Annotated in this window: 20 protein-coding genes; all 20 read left to right on the top strand. The window is 63.2% G+C overall.

Annotated features, from left to right (window positions below; all coding sequences use genetic code 11):
- The first annotated feature begins 22 nt into the window (after positions 1 to 22).
- The 20 genes from AC6I6H_RS00795 (at position 23) to AC6I6H_RS00890 (ending at position 24,782) form a co-directional block, all read left to right on the top strand.
- Positions 23 to 283, top strand: a complete 261-nt coding sequence (locus AC6I6H_RS00795; protein ID WP_497949537.1) for a phosphopantetheine-binding protein — start codon at positions 23 to 25, stop codon at positions 281 to 283.
- Positions 284 to 518: 235 nt separating this feature from the next.
- Positions 519 to 1,682, top strand: a complete 1,164-nt coding sequence (locus AC6I6H_RS00800) for a DegT/DnrJ/EryC1/StrS family aminotransferase (protein WP_497949539.1) — start codon at positions 519 to 521, stop codon at positions 1,680 to 1,682.
- Positions 1,683 to 1,684: 2 nt separating this feature from the next.
- Complete coding sequence (locus AC6I6H_RS00805) at positions 1,685 to 2,830, top strand: DegT/DnrJ/EryC1/StrS family aminotransferase (RefSeq protein ID WP_497949543.1); 1,146 nt, start codon at positions 1,685 to 1,687, stop codon at positions 2,828 to 2,830.
- 22 nt (positions 2,831 to 2,852) lie between these two features.
- A complete protein-coding gene (locus AC6I6H_RS00810) occupies positions 2,853 to 7,355 on the top strand; it encodes a non-ribosomal peptide synthetase (protein ID WP_497949547.1) in 4,503 nt (1,500 codons plus the stop codon).
- Positions 7,356 to 7,368: 13 nt separating this feature from the next.
- Positions 7,369 to 7,797: a VOC family protein gene (locus tag AC6I6H_RS00815; RefSeq protein ID WP_497949551.1), complete on the top strand. Its 429-nt coding sequence runs from the start codon at positions 7,369 to 7,371 to the stop codon at positions 7,795 to 7,797.
- Positions 7,798 to 7,831: 34 nt separating this feature from the next.
- Complete coding sequence (locus AC6I6H_RS00820) at positions 7,832 to 8,986, top strand: NAD(P)/FAD-dependent oxidoreductase (RefSeq protein ID WP_497949556.1); 1,155 nt, start codon at positions 7,832 to 7,834, stop codon at positions 8,984 to 8,986.
- Positions 8,987 to 9,019: 33 nt separating this feature from the next.
- The gene (locus tag AC6I6H_RS00825) at positions 9,020 to 9,742 is read left to right on the top strand and encodes a hypothetical protein (protein WP_497949562.1); all 723 of its coding nucleotides are present in this window, start codon (positions 9,020 to 9,022) and stop codon (positions 9,740 to 9,742) included.
- A gap of 79 nt (positions 9,743 to 9,821) precedes the next feature.
- A complete protein-coding gene (locus AC6I6H_RS00830; RefSeq protein ID WP_497949567.1) occupies positions 9,822 to 11,003 on the top strand; it encodes a M28 family peptidase in 1,182 nt (393 codons plus the stop codon).
- Positions 11,004 to 11,028: 25 nt separating this feature from the next.
- Positions 11,029 to 12,489 carry a B12-binding domain-containing radical SAM protein gene (locus AC6I6H_RS00835; RefSeq protein WP_497949572.1) on the top strand — a complete coding sequence of 487 codons (1,461 nt, stop codon included), beginning with the start codon at positions 11,029 to 11,031 and terminating at the stop codon, positions 12,487 to 12,489.
- Positions 12,489 to 13,859 carry a saccharopine dehydrogenase C-terminal domain-containing protein gene (locus tag AC6I6H_RS00840; protein ID WP_497949577.1) on the top strand — a complete coding sequence of 457 codons (1,371 nt, stop codon included), beginning with the start codon at positions 12,489 to 12,491 and terminating at the stop codon, positions 13,857 to 13,859. Before AC6I6H_RS00835 ends, AC6I6H_RS00840 begins: the two co-directional genes overlap by 1 nt.
- Positions 13,856 to 15,178 (top strand): Rossmann-fold NAD(P)-binding domain-containing protein, encoded by a 1,323-nt coding sequence (locus AC6I6H_RS00845; protein ID WP_497949581.1) that lies wholly within the window; start codon positions 13,856 to 13,858, stop codon positions 15,176 to 15,178. Before AC6I6H_RS00840 ends, AC6I6H_RS00845 begins: the two co-directional genes overlap by 4 nt.
- 19 nt (positions 15,179 to 15,197) lie before the next feature.
- Positions 15,198 to 16,622, top strand: a complete 1,425-nt coding sequence (locus tag AC6I6H_RS00850) for a B12-binding domain-containing radical SAM protein (RefSeq protein ID WP_497949586.1) — start codon at positions 15,198 to 15,200, stop codon at positions 16,620 to 16,622.
- A gap of 61 nt (positions 16,623 to 16,683) precedes the next feature.
- Positions 16,684 to 17,481 carry a MerR family transcriptional regulator gene (locus AC6I6H_RS00855; RefSeq protein WP_497949590.1) on the top strand — a complete coding sequence of 266 codons (798 nt, stop codon included), beginning with the start codon at positions 16,684 to 16,686 and terminating at the stop codon, positions 17,479 to 17,481.
- A 30-nt stretch (positions 17,482 to 17,511) separates the two neighbouring features.
- Positions 17,512 to 18,501 (top strand): ABC transporter ATP-binding protein, encoded by a 990-nt coding sequence (locus AC6I6H_RS00860; RefSeq protein ID WP_497949597.1) that lies wholly within the window; start codon positions 17,512 to 17,514, stop codon positions 18,499 to 18,501.
- Positions 18,498 to 19,274 (top strand): ABC transporter permease, encoded by a 777-nt coding sequence (locus AC6I6H_RS00865; RefSeq protein WP_497949602.1) that lies wholly within the window; start codon positions 18,498 to 18,500, stop codon positions 19,272 to 19,274. Before AC6I6H_RS00860 ends, AC6I6H_RS00865 begins: the two co-directional genes overlap by 4 nt.
- A 257-nt stretch (positions 19,275 to 19,531) precedes the next feature.
- Entirely contained in the window at positions 19,532 to 21,160 is a 1,629-nt protein-coding gene (gene bshC / locus AC6I6H_RS00870) for a bacillithiol biosynthesis cysteine-adding enzyme BshC (protein ID WP_497949606.1), read from the top strand.
- Between the two features lie 292 nt (positions 21,161 to 21,452).
- Complete coding sequence (locus tag AC6I6H_RS00875) at positions 21,453 to 22,721, top strand: adenosylhomocysteinase (RefSeq protein WP_497949612.1); 1,269 nt, start codon at positions 21,453 to 21,455, stop codon at positions 22,719 to 22,721.
- Between the two features lie 150 nt (positions 22,722 to 22,871).
- Entirely contained in the window at positions 22,872 to 23,309 is a 438-nt protein-coding gene (mraZ, locus tag AC6I6H_RS00880) for a division/cell wall cluster transcriptional repressor MraZ (RefSeq protein WP_497950222.1), read from the top strand.
- A 39-nt stretch (positions 23,310 to 23,348) separates the two neighbouring features.
- Positions 23,349 to 24,311: a 16S rRNA (cytosine(1402)-N(4))-methyltransferase RsmH gene (gene rsmH, locus AC6I6H_RS00885; protein ID WP_497949617.1), complete on the top strand. Its 963-nt coding sequence runs from the start codon at positions 23,349 to 23,351 to the stop codon at positions 24,309 to 24,311.
- 54 nt (positions 24,312 to 24,365) lie between these two features.
- A complete protein-coding gene (locus tag AC6I6H_RS00890) occupies positions 24,366 to 24,782 on the top strand; it encodes a hypothetical protein (protein ID WP_497949621.1) in 417 nt (138 codons plus the stop codon).
- Positions 24,783 to 24,802 lie beyond the last annotated feature (20 nt).

Consider the following 24,802-nt stretch of genomic DNA (forward strand, 5'->3'; position numbering starts at 1 on the left):
CCATATAAGGAGGCGGAATAAAATGGCGGTGTTAACCGAACAGGAAGTCAAGCAAAAGGTAATCGAGGTGCTGCGCAATTTTACGGATGATGCGTGGAAAGAGGAAGAGATCGCGATGGAAACGGGCCTGGATGAGCTTGGGCTGGATTCCTTCAAAGCGATTTATCTTCTTCTTGATCTGGAGGAAGCCTTCCAGATCCAGATTCCCGATTCGATGCTGTCCCCGGAAATCTTCGCCACCCCGACGACCCTGTACCGCGCCATCGAATCGCTGGTGCATTGACCCGCGTCTTCCGGGCCGGGGGCCCGCCGTGACGCGGCGCCTTCGCCCCGGGCCGAAAAACCGCCGGGACGAAGGCGGGCGCGGCCCGGCCGGAACGCCTTTGCTGGCAGGTCACGCGACGGGAACAAACCGCCTCCTTCATCCGCCAACGGACTGGAAAACATGCGCGTCTCGCGCATGTTTTCTTTGTCGTGCGCGCTTTTGAAGGACGGCGGGCAACCAAAGGAGGGATAGCTTGCTAACGAGTCGGCTTTCGGAAAACAAATGGGAGAACGCCCTGGCTTTCGGGACCATATACGGCGTGGAGGAAGCGTCCGCGCTCACCCGGGTGCTGAACGAATGGGCACCGACCACCCATAAGCATGTGCGCGAGTTCGAACGGCGGTTCGCCGAATTTTCCGGCGCCGGCTACGGCGTCGCCGCGAATTCCTGGGTAGGCGCCGCCCATCTGATCGCCATTCTGATGGAGCTGCAGCCGGGCGATGAAATTATTGTGCCGGCGGTCACTTTTCACGCTTCGGCCAACATTTTTGCCCGGGAAGGCGCGCGGATCGTCTTCGCCGACGTGCATCCCCGGACGTTCAATCTGGACCCGGCCAGCCTGGAGAAATGCATCACGCCGCGCACCCGGGCGGTTGTCGCGGTTCATATGTGCGGCCAGCCGTGCGACATGGACCCGATCCTTGCGCTTGCGGAAAAGCACCGGCTGCTGGTGATCCAGGATGCCGCCCACGCGCCCGGCGCGCGGTACAAAGGCCGCCGTCTCGGGGAAATGGGCGACTTTGTCATCTACAGCTTCCATCAGAGCAAGAACATGTCCACGCTCGGCGAAGGCGGCATGGTGACCGTCAACCGCAAGGAGCAGGCGGACCGGATGAAAAAGCTGCGCGGCCACGGCGGCGGACTGGCCGTCGGCATCAGCAGCCGGATGACGGAGGTTCAGGCCGCCGTCGGGCTGGTCCAGCTCGAGCGGCTGGAGACGCACAACGCCGTCCGGCGGCGCCTGGCGCGCCATCTGAGCCGGCTGCTGGAGCGGATTCCCGGCTTCACCGCGCCGCAGGAAGAAGAAAACGTGCTGCACACCTACCACCTGTACAACGCGCTCGTCGACGAGGAAGCGCTCGGCCTCAGCCGGGACGGCCTGATCCGCGAGCTGTGGAAAAAGAAAAAAATCATGGCCGTCACCCAGTATCATCCGTCCGTGCATCTTCTTCCGGCTTACCGGGAGCTGGGGTACGGCGAGGGGCTTTGCCCGCAGGCGGAGCAGGTGACGCCCCGCATTCTCACGCTCCCTCTCTCGCCCCGGTTTACGGAAGCGGACATGGAGGAGCTGGCCGCGGGCATCCGGGACGTGGCGGAGCAAAACCAGGCGGCGTTTGCCGCATCGAAGGGGGTATAGTCGTGTCCGCTCGCTTGTCCGACAACAAATGGGAGCTGGCGCAAATCTTCGGCACCACCTACGGGGTCGAGGAGGCCGCCGCCATGCTGGAGGTTCTGAACGAATGGGCTCCGACCTCGCACCGCCGGGTCCGCGAATTCGAAAGCCGGTTCGCCGAATACACCGGGGCCGGGTACGGGATCAGCACCAATTCCTGGGGCAGCGCCGCCCACCTGACGGCGATCCTGCTTGAATTGAAGCCCGGCGACGAAGTGATCGTCCCGGCGCTCGGCATGCAGGCGACCGCCAATATGTTCGTGCGGGAAGGGGCGCGGATCGTGTTTGCGGAAACCGATCCCCGTACCTTCAACCTGGACCCCGACCGGCTGGAGGAAAAAATCACGCCGCGCACCCGCGCCGTCGTCGCGGTTCACATGGCGGGCCAGCCCTGCGACCTGGACCGGATTACGGAAATCGTCCGCCGCCATAACCTGGTCCTGATCCAGGATGCGGCGCATGCGCCGGGCGCGCGATACAAAGGAAAAGGGCTGGGCAGCTACGGAGATTTCACCATCTTCAGCTTCCACCAGGCCAAAAACCTGTCCACGCTGGGCGAAGGCGGCATGGTGGTGGTCAACCGCAAGGACTGGGCCGACAAAATGAAAAAGCTGCGCGGACACGGAGCCGGCCTGTACATCGGCATCAGCAGCCGGATGACGGAAATGCAGGCGGCGGTCGGGCTTTTGCAAATGGACCGGCTGGATGCCAACAACGCCGTGCGCCGCAGGCTGGCGCTGTACATGAACGGGCTCGTCTCGCAAATCGAAGGGCTGGCCGTGCCGTACGAAGCACCGGATGTGCTTCATGTCTACCATCTGTATCAGGTGCTGGTCGACGAGGACCGGTTCGGCATGAGCCGGGACGAGCTGATCAAGGAGCTGTGGAAAAAACGGCGCATCATGGCGATTACGTATCACCCGACGATCAACTGCCTCCCTCCCTACCGGGCGATGGGGCATGGCGACGGGGAGTGCCCGACGGCCGAGGATTCCGCCGCGCGTTCGATTGCGCTGCCGATATCGCCCCGTTTTACCGAGGCCGATATGGAGGAGCTGGCGGAGGGCGTCAGGGCCGTCCGGGAACGCAAATTCGCCCTGGTCAACCAGTAAACCGTGCAAAGGAAGTGATGGCATGACGGGGGTAACCTCTTACTGGGACGTGGTCCGGAGCCTTGCCCGCACGCAGCGGGAGCTGCCGGGCATCGTGCCGGTTCCGCGCGGCGGAGTTTTTCCGCTCGCCTTTGCCCAGCAGCGGCTGTGGATTATCCATCAGCTGGACCCGGACAACACCGCGTACAACATGTGCTCGCTTTACCGCGTAAAGGGGACGCTCAGCCGGAGCGCGCTGGAACGCAGCCTGAACGCGCTGATCGCCAGGCACGAGTCCTTGCGGACGGTGTTCGGCACGGCGGAGGACGGCCAGCCCTGCCAGCGGCCGCTTTCCGGCCAAAGCCTCGCCATCGAGTTCCGCGATTTTGCCGGCTGGCCGGAGGCCGAGCCGGCCGCCTACGACTGGATATGCGCCAAGTCCCGGATTCCGTTCGACCTGAAGAACGGGCCGCTGGTGCGCTGTTCCATGGCGGCTTACGGGCCGGAGCAATCGTTTTTGCTGTTTGCGGTGCACCATCTCGTTTCGGACGGCTGGTCCGTCGGCATTCTTCTCGATGAAGTCACCGCGTTTTACCAGGCTTTTTCGGCGGAAGAAAGCGGCGGCGCTCCTGAGCTTCCCTCTCTGCCCGGGCTTCCGGTGCAGTACGCCGATTATGCTTACTGGCAGCGGAAGAGCTACGGGGCCAGCCTGATGGACGAGCAGATGGCCTATTGGCGGAGCAAGCTGGCGGATGCGCCGACGGCCCTCGAGCTGCCGCTCGACAAGCCGCGCCCGCCCGCCATGACGTACAAGGGCAATGTCATCGGCATTTCCATCCCGCCGGCCCTGACGTCCGCCGTGAAGGAGCTGACCCGCAGCGAGGAGGGCGCGACGCTGTTTATGACGCTTCTCGCCGCGTTCCGGGTGCTGCTGTACAAGCATGCCGGCCAGGAGGGCTTTATCGTCGGGTCGCCCATCACAAACCGGAACCGCAAGGAAATCCGCGGCCTGATCGGCTTCTTCGTTAACACGCTGGCGCTTTATACGCCGCTGGACGGCAATCCGACCTTCCGGGAGGTGCTGCGGCGCGAGAAAACGACCTGCCTGGAAGCGTACGCGCATCAGGACGTCCCTTTCGAGCGGCTTGTCGACGAGCTTCAGCCCTACCGCGATCCGTCCCGAAACCCGCTGTTCCAGGTTATGTTTACGTTCAACAACCAGTCGTCGGGCGGCTTCCGGTTCGGGGAAGGCATCGAGGTGAAGCCGATCGAGATCGACCGCGACGGGGCGATGTTCGAGCTGCTGATGAGTCTGACGGACAAAGGAAATGAGCTGATCGGCTGGCTCGAATACAACAAGGATTTGTTCCGGCACGAAACCGCGGAACTCTTTTTCCGCCGGTTCGTCCGGCTGCTGGAGGCGGCGGCCGCCGAGCCCGACAAGCCGATCGGCGAGCTTTCGGTGCTGGAGGAGGAGGAGCGGCGGAGGATCGTCTGCGAATGGAACGATACCGGAACGCCGTATTCCCGCGATTCCGGGCTGCACCAGCTGTTCGAGCGGCAGGCGGCCGCCCGGCCGGATGCCGTCGCGCTTGAAGGAACGCACGGCCTTGTTACCTACGGCGAGCTCAACCGCCTGGCCAACCGGATTGCCGGAAAGCTGACGGCTGCGGGCGTCCGGCCCGGGCAGGTGGTCGGCGTCTGTCTGGAGCGTTCGCCCCGGCTGGTCGCCTGTCTGCTCGCCATCCTGAAGGCCGGCGGCACCTATTTGCCGCTCGATCCGGCGTACCCGGCCGAACGGCTGCGCTACATACTCGACAACGGCCAAGCCTCGCTCCTGATCAGCGAAAAAAAGCTGCTGGCGGGGTTGGAGGAGCTGCATGAAAACCGGTGGCTGGCGGATGACGCGGAAACGGAATGCCTGGCTTTTTCGCCGGAAAATCCCGATTTGCCCGCAGATCCGGAAGCCCTGGCCTATATCATTTACACATCGGGCACGACGGGCCGGCCAAAAGGCGTCATGCTGGCCCACCGGCCGGTCGTCAATACGATTGAATGGGTGAACCGGGAATTCGGCGTTGGCGCAAACGACCGGCTTTTGTTCCTGAATTCCCTCTGCTTCGACCTGTCGGTCTACGACTTGTTCGGCATGCTGGCGGCGGGCGGCCGCATCGTCCTGCCGCCGGAAACCGCCGTCAAGGACCCGGAGCAAATCGCGCTTTTGCTGGAGGAAACGCCGGTCACGTTCTGGAATTCGGCGCCGGCGGCTCTTATGCAGGTGCTTCCGTTCCTTCGGAAACGCGCCGCCGCCCGCGCCCGCTCGTCGTTTCGGCTGATCTTCCTTAGCGGGGACTGGATTCCGGTCACGCTGCCGGACCAGCTTCGCGCGGTTTTTCCGAACGCGCGGTTCGTTGCGCTTGGCGGGGCTACGGAGGCGGCGATCTGGTCCAATTTCTTTCCGGTTGACCGGGTAGAGCCCGAATGGACCAGCATCCCGTACGGCCGCCCGATTCAGAACGCCCGCTATTACATTCTGGACACGCACGGCGGGCCTTGTCCGCCCGGCGTGGCCGGCCGCCTGTTTATCGGCGGGGAATGCCTGGCGGACGGGTACCGGAACCAGCCGGAGCTGACCCGGGAGCGGTTTGTCCCCGATCCGTTCGGCGCCGGTCCGGACGCGCGGATGTACGACACCGGCGACCTGGCCCGCTTCCGCCCGGACGGAGTCATCGAATTTCTCGGCCGGGCGGACCGCCAGGTGAAGCTGCGCGGCTACCGCATCGAGCTGGAGGAAATTCAGGCGGTGCTGAACACGCATCCGGCGGTGTCCGAGTCCGTCGTGCTGATCCGGGAGACGCGCGGCGGCGACCGGCGCCTGGCGGCTTATTACGTCGCCGCCGACGGACGCGCGCCGGACGGCCGGGAGCTTCGGCGGCATCTCCGGGAAAAGCTGCCCGACTACATGATGCCGGTGTCGTATACCGCCATTCCCGGAATTCCGGTTACGGCCAACGGCAAGGCGGATTACAAGGCGCTGCCCGAGCCCTCCGCGGAGGACCGGGGCGGCCGGGGACCGGCCGAGCCGCTGACGGAAACGCAGCAAAAGCTGGCCCGCCTCTGGGAGGAGTTTCTGGAGGTGCCCAATGCCGCGCCGGACGACGGCTTTTTCGAGCTCGGGGGCAATTCGCTGCTGGCGATCGGCATGCTGGCCCGCATCCAGGAGGAATTTGCTCCGGCGCTGACGCTTCAGCAATTTTTTGCGGCGGGCACACTGGGCGAGCTGGCGGCGCTGCTGGAGCGGGCGGATGCCGGCGGAGAGCCGGAAGCCGCCGGAGCCGCGGAGCAGCCGGAGCTGGAAGCGGATGCGGTGCTGAGTCCGGACATCCGGCCTGCAGCGCCGCTGACGGTGCAGCCGGGAGGCTCCCGGCCGCAAACCGTGCTGTTGACCGGAGCCACGGGGTTCCTCGGTGCGTTCCTTTTGCGCGATTTGCTGGAGGAAACGGACGCCCGCATCCATTGCCTGGTCCGCGCGGCGAACGAAGAAGAGGGATTCCGCAGGCTGAAAGCTTCGCTTGCGTCCCGGCGGATCTGGAAGGACGCCTATGCGGAAAGGATCGTCCCGGAGCCCGGCGATCTGGCGAAGCCGCAGCTCGGCCTCGAAGAGGAGCGTTATCGGCGGCTGGCGGCAGATGCGGACGGGGTTTATCACAGCGGGGCCTGGGTTCATTTTCTCAATCCCTATCCGGTGCTGAAGCCCGCGAACGTCGACGCCGTTACGGAGCTGCTGCGGTTTTCGCTGCTGGGGAAACCGAAGCCGGTCCACCATGTCTCGACCTTGTCGGTGTTCACCTCGGAAACATACGGAGCCGGTTTTGACGAAAACGCGCCGCTTGCCTACAGCTCCGCTCTTCTTCGGGAGGACGGGTATGTGCAGAGCAAATGGGTGGCGGACAAGCTGGCCGAGGCAGCGCGGCTCGCCGGCGTTCCGGTGTACACCTACCGGATGGGCAACATTTGCGGCGATTCCGGCACCGGCGTCTGCGAGACGGATTTTCTCATCTGGAAGCTGGTCAAGGCGGGGCTGGCGCTGAAGGCGGCTCCCGATTTCGCCCGGTCCATCATGATGACCCCGGTCGATTTCGTCAGCCGGTCGATCGTCCGCATTTCCCTGAACCCGGACGCCGCGCCCGGCAATTATCACATCGTCAATCCCCGCCCCACTTCCTGGCGGGAGGTGGTCGAGCTCCTGCAAGGGCTCGGCTACGAGCTGCCCTGGCTGCCGTACGGCGAATGGCGCCGCCGCCTGGCGCAGGAAACGGAGAGCCGGGAGGCGCATCCGCTCGCTCCGCTGCTTTATTTGCTGCCCGAGGAGCGGCCGGAAGCCTTCGCCATGCCGGAGGTCGGCTGCGTCAATGCCGTCCGAGCGCTCGGCGGCGATGCCGGCTGTCCGCCGGTGGACGCCGGTTTGTTGTCCGTATACATGGCCTATTTTCACGAAAGCGGGTTTCTGGCCGAGGCCGAAGCGCCGCATCCCATTTCCCGATAGGAGGACGAAACCGATGAAAGTGAAGCAATTTTATCCGATGCTGCTGGTGGACAACGTACAGGAGTGCATGGAGTTTTATCAAGGCGCGTTCGGGTTCGAGCTGATTTGCGGAGGCGAGGAATACGAGTATGAATACGCCGAGTTCAAGGCGGGGGCCGGCATGTTCGCTCTGTTCGTCAAGCACAAGATGACGGATGAGATGAAAACCGCCGGGCTGCCGAACGGGATGGACGCTCAGGACCGGGTCGCTTTTGCGGTGGAAGTGGAGGATGTCGACGACATGTACAAGCGGCTGGCCGAAAAAGGCGTTTCCTTCGTCAAGGAGCCCGAGGAGCAGGCGACCTGGGGAATGCGCGTGGCGTTTCTGCGCGACCCGGCGGGCAATCTGATTCAGCTGCAAACGACTGTTCAGGCGGTGCCCGAGCTGGAATTTGTCATCTGACGCACCGGCCGAGGCCGGGAAAGGAGGAAGTTCCTTGCCAACCCGCAAAGCGGACGCCGTCATTATCGGCGGCGGCATTATGGGTCTCTGCACGGCGTATTACCTGGCGCGCCGCTCGTTCGGCGACATCGTGGTGCTGGAGCGGGAGCCGGTGCCCGGCGGCCATACGACAGGCCGCTGCGCCGGCGGCTTCCGCTATCAGTTCAGCACGGCCGTCAACATCGGCTTGTCTCAGCTGAGCATGAAGCTGGTGGAGGCCGGCCGGGAGGAGCACGGCTGGCGGATTGCGCTCGACGCCTGCGGCTACCTGTTCGCCCTCACCGAAGCGGACGACCCCGAGCCGTTTCATGCGGCGGCCCGGCTGCAGCGTTCCTGCGGCGTACCGACGGAATGGCTGGACGCGGAGACGCTCCGGAAGCTGCTGCCCCGCGTCCGGACGGCTGACCTGATCGGGGCTTACGGCTGCTTCCGGGACGGCCTGATCGACGTGGACGGGCTGGTCGCCAGCTACCTCCGCGCGCTGCGCGAAGAGGGCGTCACGGTTTTGGCGGGCACCGCGGCCGAGGCCGTCGTCCGAGAGGACAACGGCTGGACGGTGGCGACGCCGCGCGGCGGCTTTCAGGCGCCTGTTCTCGTCAATGCCGCCGGACCGTGGGCAGGCCGAATCGGCCGGATGGCCGGCGTGGCCGTCCCGGTCGTTCCTTCGCCGCAGCAATTGCTCGTGACCGGGGAGCTTCCCTGGATGACCCCCGAGTTTCCCGTGGCGATTTTTCCGCACTCTGGCCTCGGCATTCACCGGGAAGGCCCGGGGCTGCTGAGCGGCCTAACCCGGGAGGATGCGGACGGCTCCTTCCGCTTCGGCGCCGACACCGACTGGGAAAGCCTTCACTGCCGGGCCCTGCTGGAACGGATGCCGGATCTGGCCGACGTTCCCCTACAGAACGCCTGGGGCGGCCTGTACGAAATGACGCCCGACTTTCATCCGGTGCTGGGAGGATACAAGGACGCGGACGGCTTTTACAGCATTGCGGGCTTCAGCGGGCACGGCCTGATGCACGGCCCGGCGGCGGGCTATTTGCTGGCCGAGAGGATTGCCGGCGGCGAAGCCCGTACGCTCGACATTTCCGCGCTGCATCCGGAGCGGTTTACCGCAGCCCCGGACCGGACGGCGGAGCTTTTGAAACTGTAAGCCCCGAAACCCTGGATGGGAGGAATGCGCAACATGGAAAAAACGAAACAAAACGTGCTCCGGCTGGTGGAGGAAATGCTGAGTCGGAGTGTTCTGGACGCCTCGGATCTGAGGCGCTACATCCGAGAGCCGCTTCTGCCGGACGACCCCGAGTCGGTTCGGCTTGACCTGGAAGCCTGGTACCGGGCGGCCGGTATTGTGAGTGTCGCCGGACCCGCTTTTCGTCTGAGTCCCTGTCCGTTTACGGCGGAGGAAATCGCGGAGGCGAGACGGTCGAATGAAATTATTCTATGCGTGCCCGGGGGCGTGACCCGCCAGCAGCTGGGACGGCTTTTCCATCTGGAAAACTGGGCGCTGGACGATCCGCTTGTCACGCCCGCTACCGAAAAAGAGGACTTGTGGTTCCGCACCTCGCTCGGCATGACGCCGAGTCTGATGAACTGGACGGGCCGGGATGTCTCGCACAAATGCGAGGACGAGCAGCTGCTGCCGTTCAGCCTGGAGCGCTATATCGTGTTCGCCGCCCGTGTGTTCTATCTGACCGGACGCATGCCCGACTCGGAATACTGGATCTGGCTGCCGCGCGGCCGGTACGACCGCTCCGGCATGCTGATCGCCGGCTTCGACCGCCACGGGCGCTTTAACGTCCACGGCTGGATGCCGCATTTTTCGGCCAGCTTCCTCGGCGCCCGGTACGGAATCCCGAAGCGCACGGCTCCGGTGCAAACCGCCGAAGAAATGACGGCGCCCGTATGAGGCGGCGCATGCAAGGCGCGCCGGCCGGACCGGCCGGCCGCCTCCCGTGCGGCAGAAGAAGCGAAAGGAGGGGACGGCCATGACGGAGCATCGTGCGGGAGAAGAAGCGTACGCCCATCTCCGCGCGCTGGCCGCGGATATCGGCCCGCGGCGGGCGGGAACCGAAGCGTGCGACCGGGCCCGCGATTACATCGCCGGCGCGCTCCGCTCGCATGGCTTTGACGTCGAGCTGCAGGAATTCGCCGCTGCCGGCTGGCGGGCGGCGGAGACGGAGCTGCGCGTCGGCAGCCGCGGCCTGACGGCAAGAGCCAATCCCCATTCGCCTTCCTGCTCGGTCAAGGGAAGCGCCGTGGCGGTCTGTACGGTGCGCGAGCTGATGCAGGCGGAGCTTGCCGGGAAAATCGCGGTGCTGTACGGGGAACTGACCCAGTCGCCGCTTGTGCTGCAGGATATTTTCTATCAGCCCGAGCGGGACGCCCTTATCGGCCGGCTGCTGCTGGAAAAGCGTCCGCTTGCCGTCATCTGCATCGCCCCGGTCCGGGGCAGCGTGGAGCGGATCATCGAGGACCCGCTGCCGATTCCGTCCGTAACCGTCGGGCCGGACGAAGCCCTCGTTTTGCTCGGCAGCCCGGAAGAGCCGTGCTTTCTGAAAATCGCCGCCGAAAGCCGGGTGGCCGGCACGGCCAACGTCATCGCCAAAAGCCCGGGAAACTTGAACCGGAGAAGACTTGTCCTTTGCGCCCACTACGACACCAAAATCGATACCCCGGGAGCCGTCGACAACGCGGCCGGCGTTGCGGCCATGCTGACGCTTGCCCGGCTGCTAACGGACGACAAGGAGTGGAGCGCCCGGTTCAGGCTGACCTGCCTCGCCTTTTCGTCCCACGAATACAGCCTCCCGGGCTCCATGATTTACGCGGACCGGACGGAGGACGATTTTGCGGACATCGAGCTGGCGGTCAACCTTGACGGCATCGGACAGCGGCTCGGCACCAACCGGCTTTCGGCTTCCGGCGAATCCCCGGCGCTCCGGCGCCTGCTGGAGCGGGCCATGGAACGCGAGCCGGGCGTGAGCTGGATGGAGTACGGCACCGAAAGCGACCATTCCGTTTTCGGCTGGGAGGGGGTTCCGGTGCTCTTTTTGACGTCAACCGGCGTCCGTTCGCTGCATCACGAAAGCTGCGACACGGCGGAATGGAGCAGCCCGGAAAAGCTGGGCGAGGCGGTCTCGCTGGTCCGCAGCATCGCATTTGGATTATAACTTGAGGGCGGGGGGACGTCTTGCCATGAAAAAGAAAGTGCTGTTGGTTTCCGTAATGGCGCCGGCCGTGGACCAGACACCCGAGGAAGAGGAGTTCTGGAAGTGGCATTACGCCCTGAAAACAAAGCTGACTTACCCGAATCTGTCGGAGGGGCAGCTGCTGAAGCTGGGAAACACCGAAAACCAGAACATCGGGCTCTTGTCCATCGCGACCGCCCTGCGGGAGCACGGAAACGAGGTCCGCTACCTGGCGCCGAGCGTCGCATACAGCCTGGAGGACCGCGAGGAAACCTACTTCCGGCACATCCTGAAGGCGATCCGCGACTTCCGGCCCGATTACGTCGGCTTTGGAACGTCGACGTGCAACCTGCCGATCGCCAAAAGCTACGCCGTGGCGGCAAAAGCCGCCGATCCGGCGATTATTACGGTCGTCGGAGGCGCGCACGCCAACGGCTGCCAGGAGCTGCCGCTGCTGAACGAGCTGGCGGAAAGCTTTGATTACGTCATCCGGGGCAAGGGAGAAATTCCGTTTCTCAACCTGGTTTCCGGCAGCGGCGATCCGGCGGGGCTGACCTACAAGCGCGGAGGGAAGCTCGTTATCCATCCAATATCAATGAAAGAACTGCCCGGCTTCCCGAAGCCGGCCAACGATCTGCTGAACGTGCGCGAGCTTCCGGCCGCCCGGGTTTTCACTTCGCTCGGCTGCCGGGGCAAGTGCATTTTTTGCGTCGACATCAACAACAAAGCGTACACCGAGCTTCCCATCGACTCCGTAATTGAAGAAATGCTGTACCTGTACCGGAATCTGGGGACGCGTTATTTCTATTTGGGCGACGAGAATTTTCTGTTCACGCGGAAAAGGGCCGCGCTCATTCTGGAACGGCTGGAGCGGCTCGGGCTGGACATTATCGTCGGCTTCCAGTCCCGGGTGGAGAGCATGAGCGAGGAAATCATCCGGCGGGCTGCCGCGTTTGGAAAATGCACGGAGATTCAGTACGGCGTCGAAAGCGCGTCGCAGGAAGTGCTGGACATCGCCAAAAAGGGGCTGCGGATCGACAAGGTGAAAACGATCTGCGAGAAGACGAAGCGGTACGGGATGAACACGCACTGCTATTTCCTGGTGGGCCTGCCGGGCGAAACGGAAAAAACCGCCGAGCACACCCTGCGCGTCATGGAGGACCTGGTCCGGGAGGGCGTGGTCGACATGCTGGAATACCGCTGCGTCGTGCCGTTTCCGGGCTCGCCGATGTGGGAGCGGCGCGATGCTTACGGCATCCGCCTGCGGCACATGGACTGGGCGCTTTACCGGGGGGAAAACGCGCCGCCGTTCGACCTCGACACGATGAGCTCGGAAACCATGTACGCCTATTATCTGGAAGGGCTCCGGATGATTACGGGGCTGTACAAACGCCGGTACGAAAAGGAATACGGAAGCGTGCTGCCCGCCGCTTCGGTTCTGAGCGCCGTGACGGAAGGAGGATTCTGATGATGAAACGCGTGCTGGTTCTGGGCGCCGGCTATGTGGCCGGCGCCTGCGTGCGGCATTTGCGCGAACGGACGCCCTACGCCGTCACGGCGGCGGACCGGGACCCGGTCAAGGTGCGCAAGCTGGTCGAGCGGATGCCGGGTGCCTCCGCGCTGGTTCTCGACGCGGACGACCCCGTCCGGCTTGCGGCCGCGGTGGCGCAAGCGGATCTGGTCGTGAGCCTGCTGCCCTGGGCTTACCATTCGCGGGTGGCCGCATGCTGCCTGGAGGAGGGCCGCCATCTGGTCACTACGTCGTATACGCGCAAGGAAATGCTTCCGCTCGCCCGCGCGGCGGAAGAACGAGGCTTGCTTTTTCTGAACGAGGCGGGCCTCGATCCCGGCATCGACCACATGCTGGCGATGCGGCTGATCGACGCCGTACGGGAAGGCGGCGGCTGGGTGGAGGGCTTCCGCTCGTTCGGCACCAGCCTGCCGGACGATCCGGGCGTCAATCCGCTCGGCTACAAGCTGGCCTGGAGCCCGGCGGGCGTGCTGCTCGCTTCCAAGCAGGACGGCCGGTACCGGGAAGCAGGCCGGGCTGTCGAGCTGCCTGAGCGGGAGCTGTTCCGGCGCTTTTGGCGGGAAGCCATTCCGGGCGTCGGCGAGCTGGAGGCCTTCGTCAACCGCGATGCGCTGCCGTATGCCGGACATTACGGGATTCCGGAGGCGGAGCGGCTTTTGCGCGGGACCTTGCGGTACCCGGGTTTTTGCGAATTCTGGCAGACAGTCAAGGACCTCGGTCTTCTGGAGGAGAACGCCCGGATTGATTTTGACACCGTAAGCCCGCGCGCCCTGCTGGCGGCGCGCGCCGCCGCCGGCCTGCCGCTTTGGCCCGAGCCCGTCCGGCGGAAGCTGGAATGGCTCGGGCTTTTGTCCGAACGGCCGCCCGGCATCGGACGGACCAGTCCGTTCGAGCTGCTCCGCCATCTGATGGAGGAGCGGCTCGGGTACGCGCCGGGAGAGCGGGACATGGTCGTCGTGCACCAGGAGGTGGAGGCGGCGTATCCGGACGGGCGCCGCGAGCGGAGGACCGCCACGCTCCATTTGACCGGCGAGCCGGCCGGGGAAAGCGCAGTCGCGCGGACGGTCGGCGTTCCGGCGGCTGTCGCGGCACAGCTTATTCTGGAGGGCGAAATCGCGGTCCGGGGGCTCCATATTCCCGTGCTGCCCGAAATTTACCGCCCCTTCCTGCGGGAGCTGGAAAGCTTCGGCATCACGGCCGATTACCGGACGGAGGCGCTGCCTTCGGAGGGAACGCTTCCGCAAGACGGCGGGCACAGCGGGCCGGAGCCGGCGGAAATCCTCGCGCGGGGTGGCGGTGCGCCATGATGCGCGTCGTGCTCCGCGCCGAGGACAAAAACGTATGGGAACGCCGAACGCCGCTCGTCCCCGGCGACCTGCGCGAGCTGGTCAGCCAAGGGGAGGCGAAGTTTTTCGTCCAGCGGGCGCCGGGGCGCTGCTTCCCCGACGAAGCGTACGAAGCGGCCGGGGCCGCACTGTGCGACGATATCGGCGAAGCCGGGCTGGTCGTCGGGCTGAAGGAGATTCCGCTTTCCCTGATCCGGCCGGGCAAGGCTTACCTGTTCTTTTCGCATTGCGCGAAAGGACAGGAAGCGGGGCTGCCCGTGCTGCGAAGGGCGGTGGAAACGGGAGCGACCCTGATCGATTACGAGCGGGTGACCGACGGAGAGGGGCGCCGGCTGATTTACTTCGGCCGCTATGCCGGCATCGTCGGGTGCGCCGATCTGCTCTGGCTGATGGGCGAGCGGTGGAAACGGCTCGGCCTCGACACGCCCTTCGCGGAGCTGCGCCAGGCGGTCGAATACCGCGATCTGGACGACCTGCGCGAAGCCCTGCGCCGCGCCGGCCGCCGCATTGCGGCCGAAGGGCTGCCCGCTCCGCTAGCCCCCCTCGCCGTCGGCGTCACCGGCACCGGCAATGTCGCCGCCGGCGCGATGGACGTGCTGGCGGAGCTCCCGCACTGCCTGGTCGAGCCGGAGGAGCTTGCCTCGCTCTCCGGCACCGCCGGGGCGGACCGGCGCCGGCTTTACGTCTGCCGGCTGGACACGCGCCACGCGGTCGAACGCGCGGACGGACTTCCGTACGACCGGACGGAATACCGGCGGCAGCCGGAGCTGTACCGGGGCGCACTCGGCCGGTATTTGCCGCATCTGACCCTGCTGGTCAACGGCCTGTTCTGGCAAAAGGGCTGTCCGCATTACATCACGGCCGCGGATTTGCGCGCCTTGGGGAGCGCGGGCAAACTGCAGGGCATAGCGGACGTATCCGGCGACGCAAGGGGCGGCGTGGAATGCACGGTGCGCAACACCGACATCGGCCGGCCGGCCTACCGCTTCCTGCCGGAGACCGGCTCCTTCGGCGACGGCCATCTTGGGGCGGGCATTGTCGTTCTGGCCGTGGACAATTTTCCGGCGGAGCTTCCGCGGGACGCGTCCGCTTTTTTCAGCAGCCGGTTGAAGACGCTTTTGCCCGGTCTGCTCCGGGCCGATTTCCGCCGCCCTCTGGAAGAGGCGGGGCTCGACGGCCTGTGGAAAAACGCCGTCATCGTCCACCGGGGCGAGCTCGCGCCCGGGTACAGCCATTTGCGGCCTTTGGCGGAGAAATCGCCAATCCATCCAACCGGTTGAGGAGAAAGAAGGAGAAACGATGCGCCTGAACAAAGAGCGGCTGCGCGTGGCTTGCGTGGCGCCGCCGTATTATCGGCTTGTGGAATCCAAGAACAACCGGCTTACGCCGGCGCTGCATTACATCGCGGAAACGCTGCGGCTGCGTGGCCACGAGGTGCTTTACGTCAACGGAGATTTCGCGGACGACGGCACCGATTACGCCGAACGGATGAGCTTGACGATGAACAGCTGGCTGTTTGAGGAACGCTACCGGAACGGCAGCCCCGCCTTCGACGAAGTGATCGGCATCCTGCGCGGCTTTCGCCCGGATGTCGTTTTTTTGTCCGCGGGCGACGTCCTGATGCCGACCGTCGAAACCGGCAGCACGCAGTCGTGCGCCTGTTTGGCCGGCCGGATCAAGGAGGCGCTTGATCCGGCTCCGGTATGCGTAGGATACGGAAATCTGCTCCGGTACGCCAAGGAAGAGGATGTGCGGCATCTGGACGCCATAATCGCGGGAGAGGGCGAGGACTGGGCGGTGCCGATCGTGGAGGAAGGCGCGCGGGGGATGCTCCCGGTGACCTGGCGCCAGGATCTGGACAGTCTGCCGATCCTCACCGGCGGCTACCTGCATCATCCGACCCGGCCTGAGGATTGGGACTACATCATGTCCATGCGCGGCTGCCCGAACCGCTGCACCTTTTGCCACCAGCCGAATTTGCGCGGCTACCACATCGCCTCCATGACGCCCGCCCGGTTTGTCCGTGAGCTGCGTTACCGGATCGAGGAAATCGGGACGCGCGGGTTTTATTTCGCCGATACCATTTTTTCGCCGGGCGCAGGGCCGCGCACGCTGGAAATGCTGGACCGGCTGGTGCGGCTGAAGCAGGACTGCACGGAATTCAATTGGTGGGCGGAAGCGCGGGTCGATACGCTCGTCAAGGAAAGCGTCGTCGGGCAGATGAAGGCGTCGGGCTGCCGGCACCTGAAATTCGGCGTGGAGATGGGCGATCCCCGGATGCTCGAAACGGTCAAAAAAGGCATCAGCCTGGACGAAGTGCGCACCGCCTTCCGGCTCACGCGCGAATACGGCATCGAGCGCACCGCTTACGTGCTGCTCGGCTGCCCGGGCTTTACCGATGACGATTACCGGAGCATGTGGGACTTTTTCCGGGAGCTCGACGCAGACAATTACGTGATCAACCTCAACGTCCCTTACATGGGAACGGAGCTGTACGAGCAAATGAAGGAGGAGCTGCACCGCTTCGGCCTTTACCGGACCGGTGAAGAGAGCCTTATTCACACCTCCCTCGACATGAAGGATTTCTGGGGAATTTCCGACGAGACGCTCGAGCTCTTTTTCAGCCTGCAGGGGCGCAAGGACGATTCCCTGTACCGGCGCTACAAACGGAAGGTTGTGGATAAAAAGCACTACCTGGAGACGCGGGAAGTCGTCTACTGCTGAGACAGGATCGCTGCTTTCCCGTTTTCAGGAGCTCCATAATTTTCTATAATAGGGAGGAAAAATGAAACGGGAGGGCCGGCAGATGGGGCACTTGCGAACATCGGATGTCGCCCGCGCGGCGGGGGTTCACCCGAATACGGTCCGTTTGTACGAGCAGTGGGGGGTGCTTCCCCATGTGGAACGGACGGCAGGCGGGTACCGCATGTTTAACGAGGAGCACGTGGAGCAGGTGCGGCTGATCCGCAAAGCGTTCCGGTTTACGTGGCTTGGCGGGGACCTGCGCAAATATGCGGCGGGCGTCATCTACTCGGCGCGCGACGGAAAGCTTCCGGAAGCGCTGGAGAACGCGCGGCTTTTGCTGCAAACGACGCGCCAGGAGCAGGCGCATACCGAAAAGGCGGTTGTCATACTGAAGCAGTGGGCGGAAGCCCGGGACTGCGAGGACAGCGGGCCGCGCCTCGGAGTCGCGGAAGCGGCAAAATTTCTTCACGTCACGCCGGACATGCTGCGCAACTGGGAACGGAACAACCTGATCCGGGTGCCGCGCGATCCGGCAAACGGCTACCGGCTGTACGGCCGCGCGGAATTGAACCGCCTGGAGATCATCCGCCTGCTCCGGCAGTCGAAATTCAGCGTCATGTCCATTCTGCGCATGCTGCTGCGCCTCGACGCGGGCGAATCGGCCGATCTTGGCGCCGTGCTCGATACTCCGGGTCCGGACGAGGACGTTTATATCGCCACCGACCGCTGGCAGACCGCGCTTATCGAGCTTCACGAAGAAGCGCTGGCGATTATCGCCCAGGTGGAAGCGCGCTTGAATCCTTCAACCCTCCATAAAAACACCAAGGTTGTAAAATAAAGGTGTAACCAACGTTAGGAGGGATTTTGAGTGTCGGACTCAGCGATTTACGTGTCCAACCTGACCAAGCACTACAAAGGCGGCGTGCAAGCGGTGAAGGGCATCTCCTTTCAGGTGAACCGGGGAGAATTTTACGCTTTCCTCGGGCCGAACGGGGCCGGCAAGACCACCACGGTGCAGATGATCGCCACGCTCATCTCGCCGACTTCCGGGCGGATCGAGGTGGCGGGCGTCGACGCCGCCAAAGACCCGCACGGCGTGCGCTGCAAGCTGGGCGTGGCCCTGCAGGAAACCGGCATCGATCCGCTGATGACCGGTCGGGAGCTTCTGGTGATTCAGGGGCGGATGTTCGGTTTGTCCGCCAAAGCCGCGGCGGGCCGCGCGGACGAGCTGCTGGAGCTGATGGGCCTGACCGAAGCGGCCAAGCAGGCGAGCGGGAAATATTCCGGCGGCATGAAGCGGAGGCTCGATTTGGCGCTCACGCTGGTCCACCGCCCGGATATTCTCATTCTCGACGAGCCGACTACCGGCCTTGATCCGGTCAGCCGCCGGGGCGTATGGGAGGAAATCCGCAAGCTGAACAAGGAATACGGCGCGACGATTTTTCTCACCACGCAGTACCTGGAGGAAGCCGATCAGCTGGCGGACCGGGTGAGCATCATCCGGGAAGGGCTGCTCGTGGCGGAAGGGACGAAGGAAGAGCTGAAGCGGAAGGTAGCGCTGGATAAGGTCGCCTTCACCTTCGCTTCCGAGGACGAGGCGGCAAAAGCCTGCGAAGCGGTCCGTTCCCTGGCCGGCCCCTGCGATACGGACGGCAGACAGCTGACGGTATACGGCGAGGAAAAAGAGACGCTGCTTCCCCGGCTGCTTGAAGCGCTGTCCGGCGAAGCGGTATACCCGCAGGATGTCCAGACCTTTGCGCCGTCCCTGGACGACGTGTTCCTTCACGTGACCCGGGATGCGCTGCCACCGTTCCCGCCGGCGGAAACGGCGGAGCCGGAAAGGAGAATGAGCGTATGAGCGGCTTTTTCACGCAAACTCATGTTATGGTGAAGCGCAGCGTCTTGCATACGCTCCGCAATCCGGGGACGTTCATGATGAGCCTCGGCATGAGCCTGTTTTTTCTCGCCATCTACTATTCGGGCTTGAGCGGCGTCACCGGCGTGCCCACCTTCGGGGAGTCGTCGGATTACCTCGCTTTTGTGCTCCCGGTGTGCATTCTGTCGGGCGCCGTCGGCGGATCGGGAGACGCGGGGCTCGTTCTGGTGAAGGATATCGGAAACGGCTATTTCAATCGCCTTTACCTCACCCCGTCCTCCCGCCTCGCGATCATTCTCGGGCCGACAATTGCCAGCATGCTCCAGCTTCTGGCCGTCTCGCTCGTGCTGATCGGCGTCGGCGCGCTGTTCGGAATGCAGCTGGCCGAGGGGATAGTCGGCATCCTGATCGTGCTTGCATTGACGATGGGCTGGGGGATCGCCTTCGCGGCTTTCTCGATCGCCATCGCACTGCGGACGGCGAACGCCTCCTCGGCGCAAATGGCGACCATGATCATGTTTCCGCTGCTGTTCCTCAGCACGACGTTTGTTCCGTACGACATGCTCGAAGTAGGCTGGATGAAAGCAGCCGCCAAAATCAACCCGATCACCTATACCTTCGAGGGAATGAGGGACGGGCTGACGGGCATCTCCGGCGCGGACGTCGGCCTCGGCTTCGCCGTTGTCGGCGCGGTGGTTCTGGTTACGCTGCTGTTTTCGGTCGCGAGCATCCGCACCGCCTTTGCCAAACGCTGAGGCGGCGGGGCTTTCGCCGGCTGCCCGCAGGAAAAAGCCTTCCGTCTTTGGGCGGAAGGCTTTTTTTACGCACCCGGACGGGCGGGAAACCAGCTGTTGAGCGGCGATTCGGGCGTTGAAGCGGTGCGGCCAGCCTATGTCTGAAACCGTTCCGGCGAGGCGGCCGGGACGCTTCGTCCGGTTGTATTTTTCAGGGCCCTTCTGTACAATCAGATGTGACGTGCCGCATGCGCGGCAAGCGAAATGGGGGCTGTTTGTTGATACGGGAACTTTATGCGCTGAAGAACGGACAGCCGCTGTCCGAAGATTATATCCGGCGGTTTGAACAAACCGCGGAGCTTTACGAATACGATCCCCGGAACGGGGCTTCGCTCGGGGAACGGGCGGAGTGGCTGGACCGGGGCGCTTTTCCGTTGGCGGACCGGGAGAAGACGGTCGACGCGCTGCTGGCCTTCAACCGGAGGATGGGCAACGCCCCGAAAGCCATCGGGCAACTGGAACGGCTGCGCGATCCGCGGGCGCTCGTCGTGACGGGCGGGCAGCAGGCGGGCCTGTTTACCGGCCAGCTGATGATTTTGTACAAAGCGGTATCCATCCTCCACGCGGCCAAAGAGGCGGAAGAGCGGCTCGGCCGCCCGGTCGTGCCGATTTTCTGGATCGCGGGGGAGGATCACGATTTCGATGAGGTCCATTATGCGCAATTTCTGACGCCGCGGCAGGAAATGGCGAGGATCGCTCTTGAGCCGAAGCCGGAGATCCGCACCTCGATCAGCCGGCTCCGGATCGCCGAATGGGAGCCGGTGCTGGCGGCGCTGGACGAGGCGCTGCTGGATACCGAGTTTAAGCCGCCGATTCTGGAACGCGCCACGGCGTTTGCGCACGAATCGGCCACGCTCACCGAACTGTTCGGCCGGCTGCTGGCCTGGCTGCTCGGCAAGCACGGGCTCGTGCTGCTCGATTCCGACGATCCCGCGCTCCGGCAGGCGGAGGCTCCGTTTTTTCGGCGGCTGATTGAAAACCGCCGGCCGCTTTCCCGAGCGCTTCAGGCGGGGGAAAGCAGGGTGCAGGCGCTCGGGTACGAGCCGCAGGCCGAGGTGCACGAGGATTGCGCCAACCTGTTTGTGTTTCGCGAGAACGGCGAGCGCACGCTGCTGTACGAGCGCGGCGGCGGGTTTGCCGACCGCAAGGGCGAGGCGCTGTATACCGAAGAGCAGCTGCTGGCGCTGGCCGCCGAATCCCCGCATTCGCTCAGCAACAACGTAATGACGCGGCCGCTCATGCAGGAGTTTCTGTTCCCTGTTTTGTCGGTCGTGCTGGGTCCGGGCGAAATCGCCTATTGGGGCATGACGCGGGAAGCGTTCCGCGCCATGGGCATGCGGATGCCGATCCTGCTCCCGCGCAAAAGCTTTACGCTGGTCGAAGGAACCGTCGCCAAGCATATGCGGAAGTACGGGTTGTCGTTTGAGGACGTGGCCAGCCGCTTTGACGAAGCAAAGGAAGCCTGGCTGAAGGAGCAGGACCGGCTCGGGCTGGAGCAGCTTTTTGCCGAAGCCAAGGAAGGCTTTCGCAAGCTTTACGAGCCGGTGGTCGAAGCCGTTTCCGGTATTAACCCGGGCATGGCGAAGCTGGCGGGCGTCAACCTGCTCAAAGTAATCGAGCAGATGGAATTTCTGGAGGCGCGGTCGACCGAAGCGAACCGCTCGCAGTTCGACGCCGCCCTCCGGCAGTGGGACCGGATCGCGCTGTCCCTGTTCCCCGGCGGCAAACGCCAGGAGCGCGTATACAATCCGCTCGGCTATCTGGTCAAATACGGGCACGGCTGGCTGGACGAACTTGCAGAAGACGCGTCGGGCAGCTTTGGCGAGCATCAGCTTTTGTATTTGTAATACGGAGTCGCATGTTTGAGCTTATATAATAGGAAATGGAATAACTTTCAGTAAGTTCCGATCGGTTCAGCAAAGCCGGGCCGGAGGGGATTTGGATTTGAGGAGCGCCAGCGTTCGCCTTTGTTTTCGATTTTCCACCGCGGGCTGAAACTTCATTCAGGAAAATTGAAAACAACAGCGGCCGAAAGTCCATATCCGCCGCAGGACCGGTTTTGCAATAACCGATAAGGTTTGTGGAACCTGCGAAACCCGACCCGGCAAGTTCATTTCATTTATTAGAAGGAGGAACGTTATGAGCACGAACGCAAAAGAAAAAAGCATCGTAGCCGACATGAGTCTCGCGCCCGAAGGCCATCTGAAGATTGACTGGGTCGACGCCCACATGCCGGTTTTGAACCGGATCAAAAAGCAGTTTGAAGCCGAGCAGCCGTTTAAGGGGCTGAAGGTCGCCATTTCGCTCCATCTCGAAGCGAAGACAGCCTATCTGGCCAAAGTCGTGCAGGCGGGCGGGGCCGAAGTCGCCATCACCGGCAGCAATCCGTTGTCCACGCAGGATGACGTCTGCGCCGCGCTGGTGGAGGACGGCATCACTGTGTTCGCCAAGTACAACCCGGAGCCGGAGGAATACAAGGCGCTGCTGATCAAAGCGCTGGAGACGAAGCCGGATCTGATCATTGACGACGGCGGCGATCTGGTGACGCTTTTGCACACGGAGCGGACGGACCTCCTGGCGACGGTGCGCGGCGGCGCGGAAGAAACGACGACCGGGATTCTCCGCCTGAAGGCGCTGGAGAAGGAAGGCGCCCTCAAATTCCCGATGGTCGCGGTCAATGACGCCTACTGCAAGTATTTGTTCGACAACCGCTACGGCACCGGCCAGTCGGTGTTCGACGGCATCAACCGGACGACCAATCTGGTAGTGGCGGGCAAAACGGTTGTCGTGGTCGGCTACGGCTGGTGCGGCAAAGGCGTCGCCATGCGGGCGAAAGGCCTCGGGGCGAACGTTATCGTCACCGAAATCGACGCCATCAAGGGCGTGGAAGCGTACATGGACGGCTTTGCCGTCATGCCGATGGCGGAAGCGGCCAAGCTCGGCGACCTGTTTGTGACCGTAACGGGGAACAAGGATGTCATCCGCGGCGAACACTATGAAGTGATGAAGGACGGCGCGATTCTGTCCAACGCCGGCCACTTCGACGTCGAAGTCAACAAGCCGGAGCTGCTGGCGCTGTCCGAGTCCAAGCGCACCGTGCGCCGCAACATCGAGGAATACCGCCTGCGCGACGGCCGCAAGCTGTACCTGCTCGCGGAAGGGCGTTTGGTCAACCTGGCGGCCGGCGACGGCCACCCGGCGGAAATCATGGACATGACGTTTGCGCTGCAAGCCCTGGCGCTGAAATACGTCAACGAGCAGTATCAAACGATCGGCGCCCGCGTGCTCAACCTGCCTTACGAGCTGGACGCCCAGGTCGCCCAATACAAGCTGGAATCCCTTGGCGCAGGCATCGACGTGCTCAGCGAGGAGCAAAAAGCTTACCTGGCCGGCTGGCAGCAGCATTAAGCGCGGACCAGGCGATATTCCGGTTCATTCCTTTATAAAGAAATCTCAAAAATCCTGCCGACCCGGCAGGATTTTTTGCTTTTCCCGAGAATACCTTATATAATCTGTGGTGCGAAGTGGGGCAAAGTGGGGGAGAGGGGCGGTCAATCGGTGTTCATGGGCGAGTTTCAACACACCATCGATGAAAAAGGCCGTTTGATTGTGCCCGCCAAATTCCGGGAAGAGCTCGGGGCCACTTTTGTCGTTACCCGCGGATTAGATCAATGTCTGTTTGTTTACCCTAACTCCGAATGGTCGCTTATGGAGCAAAAGCTGAAGTCTCTTTCCCTGATGAAGTCGGATGCGCGCGCGTTTACCCGGTTTTTCTTTTCGGGGGCGACGGAATGCGAGCTGGACAAGCAGGGAAGGGTGAACCTGCCCAAAAACCTGACCGATCACGCCAAGCTGATGAAGGACTGCGTAGTGATCGGCGTTTCGAACCGGGTGGAAATTTGGAGCAAGGACGTCTGGACCGAGTATTCGAAGCAATCGGAGGAAACGTTCAACGAGATTGCCGAGAAGCTGGTCGACTTCGACTTTAATCTGTAGCGGCCGGAAAGATTGCGAGAGAGAAGGGTGGACAAAGCCGTGTTTCATCATGTGACAGTTTTATTGGAAGAAGCGGTGGACGGATTGAACATCGATCCCTCCGGCATTTATGTGGATTGTACGCTCGGAGGAGCGGGGCACAGCGGGCTTATCGCATCGCGGCTTGGCCCCGGAGGACGGCTGATCGCTTTCGATCAGGACGAGACGGCCTTGGCGAATGCGGAGCGCAAGCTGTCCGCCAACAAAGACCGCGTCACCCTGGTCAAAAGCAACTTCCGGTACATAGAAGACGCGCTGAGGCAGCAAAACGTCCCGGTGTCGGGCGACGGCCGGCCCCAAGTGAACGGCATTCTGTTCGATCTGGGCGTCTCGTCCCCGCAATTGGACGAAGCCGAACGCGGGTTCAGCTACAACCAGGAAGCGGAGCTGGACATGCGCATGGACCGAAGCGCTTCCCTCACAGCCAAAGAGATTGTAAATACGTGGCAGGAGGCGGATATCGCCCGCATCCTTTTTGCCTATGGGGAAGAGAAATTTTCCCGACGCATCGCGGCCCGCATCGTGCAGGAACGGACGGCAAAGCCGATCGAAACCACCCTGCGGCTGGCGGAGCTCGTGAAGGAAGCCATTCCGGCGGCGGCCCGGAGAACGGGCGGTCATCCGGCCAAGCGCAGCTTTCAGGCGCTCCGGATCGCCGTAAACGACGAGCTGCGCGCGTTTGAGGACGCGCTGGAGGCCGCGATCCGCTGTCTGGCGCCCGGAGGGCGCGTGGCGGTCATCACGTTTCATTCGCTGGAAGACCGCATTTGCAAGCAGACTCTGGCTAAATACGTCGGCAAATGCGTCTGCCCGCCGGACTTTCCGGTTTGCGTTTGCGGGCACCAGGCGGAGCTCCGGCTGGTGAACCGGAAGCCGATCGAGCCGTCGGAAGCGGAGCTTGAGCATAACCCGCGCGCCCGTTCGGCGAAGCTGAGAATCGCGGAGAAGCTGGAATTGTCGTAAACAGAGAGAAAAAATAAGCCGGTTATCATTTAATCGCAGGAAAGGGAGATCATCTTGGCGTATACGCAGGGGAACTTGGCGGTAAGAGAAGCAGAGAGACAACAGGCACCCAAGACGCGCAGCAGCAAGAAACCGGCACAAGCCGCGAAAACGTTCAAGCTGACGGCGGTGGAAAAACTGTTTTACCTGGGCATCAGCACCGTATTTCTTTGCCTTCTGGGCGGGCTGGTGATGCTGAACTCGCAAATTTACGCAGTGAACAAGCAGGTTCTGGAAACGAACAAAAACATCCGCCTCGCGGAAACCAAAGCAGGCGAGCTCCGGCAGAAGCTGGGGGAAGTCAAAAACCCGCTGGCGCTGGGGCTGCAGGCGCCGGATGACGGGCTTTCGCCCGTCAAGGAAGAGCAGAAGCCGAAGACGGATGGTTCCAATACAAGCACAGCCGATAACAGCGGCGCAGCCCGCGAGTAAAAACCGTACGGAGAACCCCC

The sequence above is a fragment of the Gorillibacterium sp. sgz306347 genome (assembly GCF_059735245.1).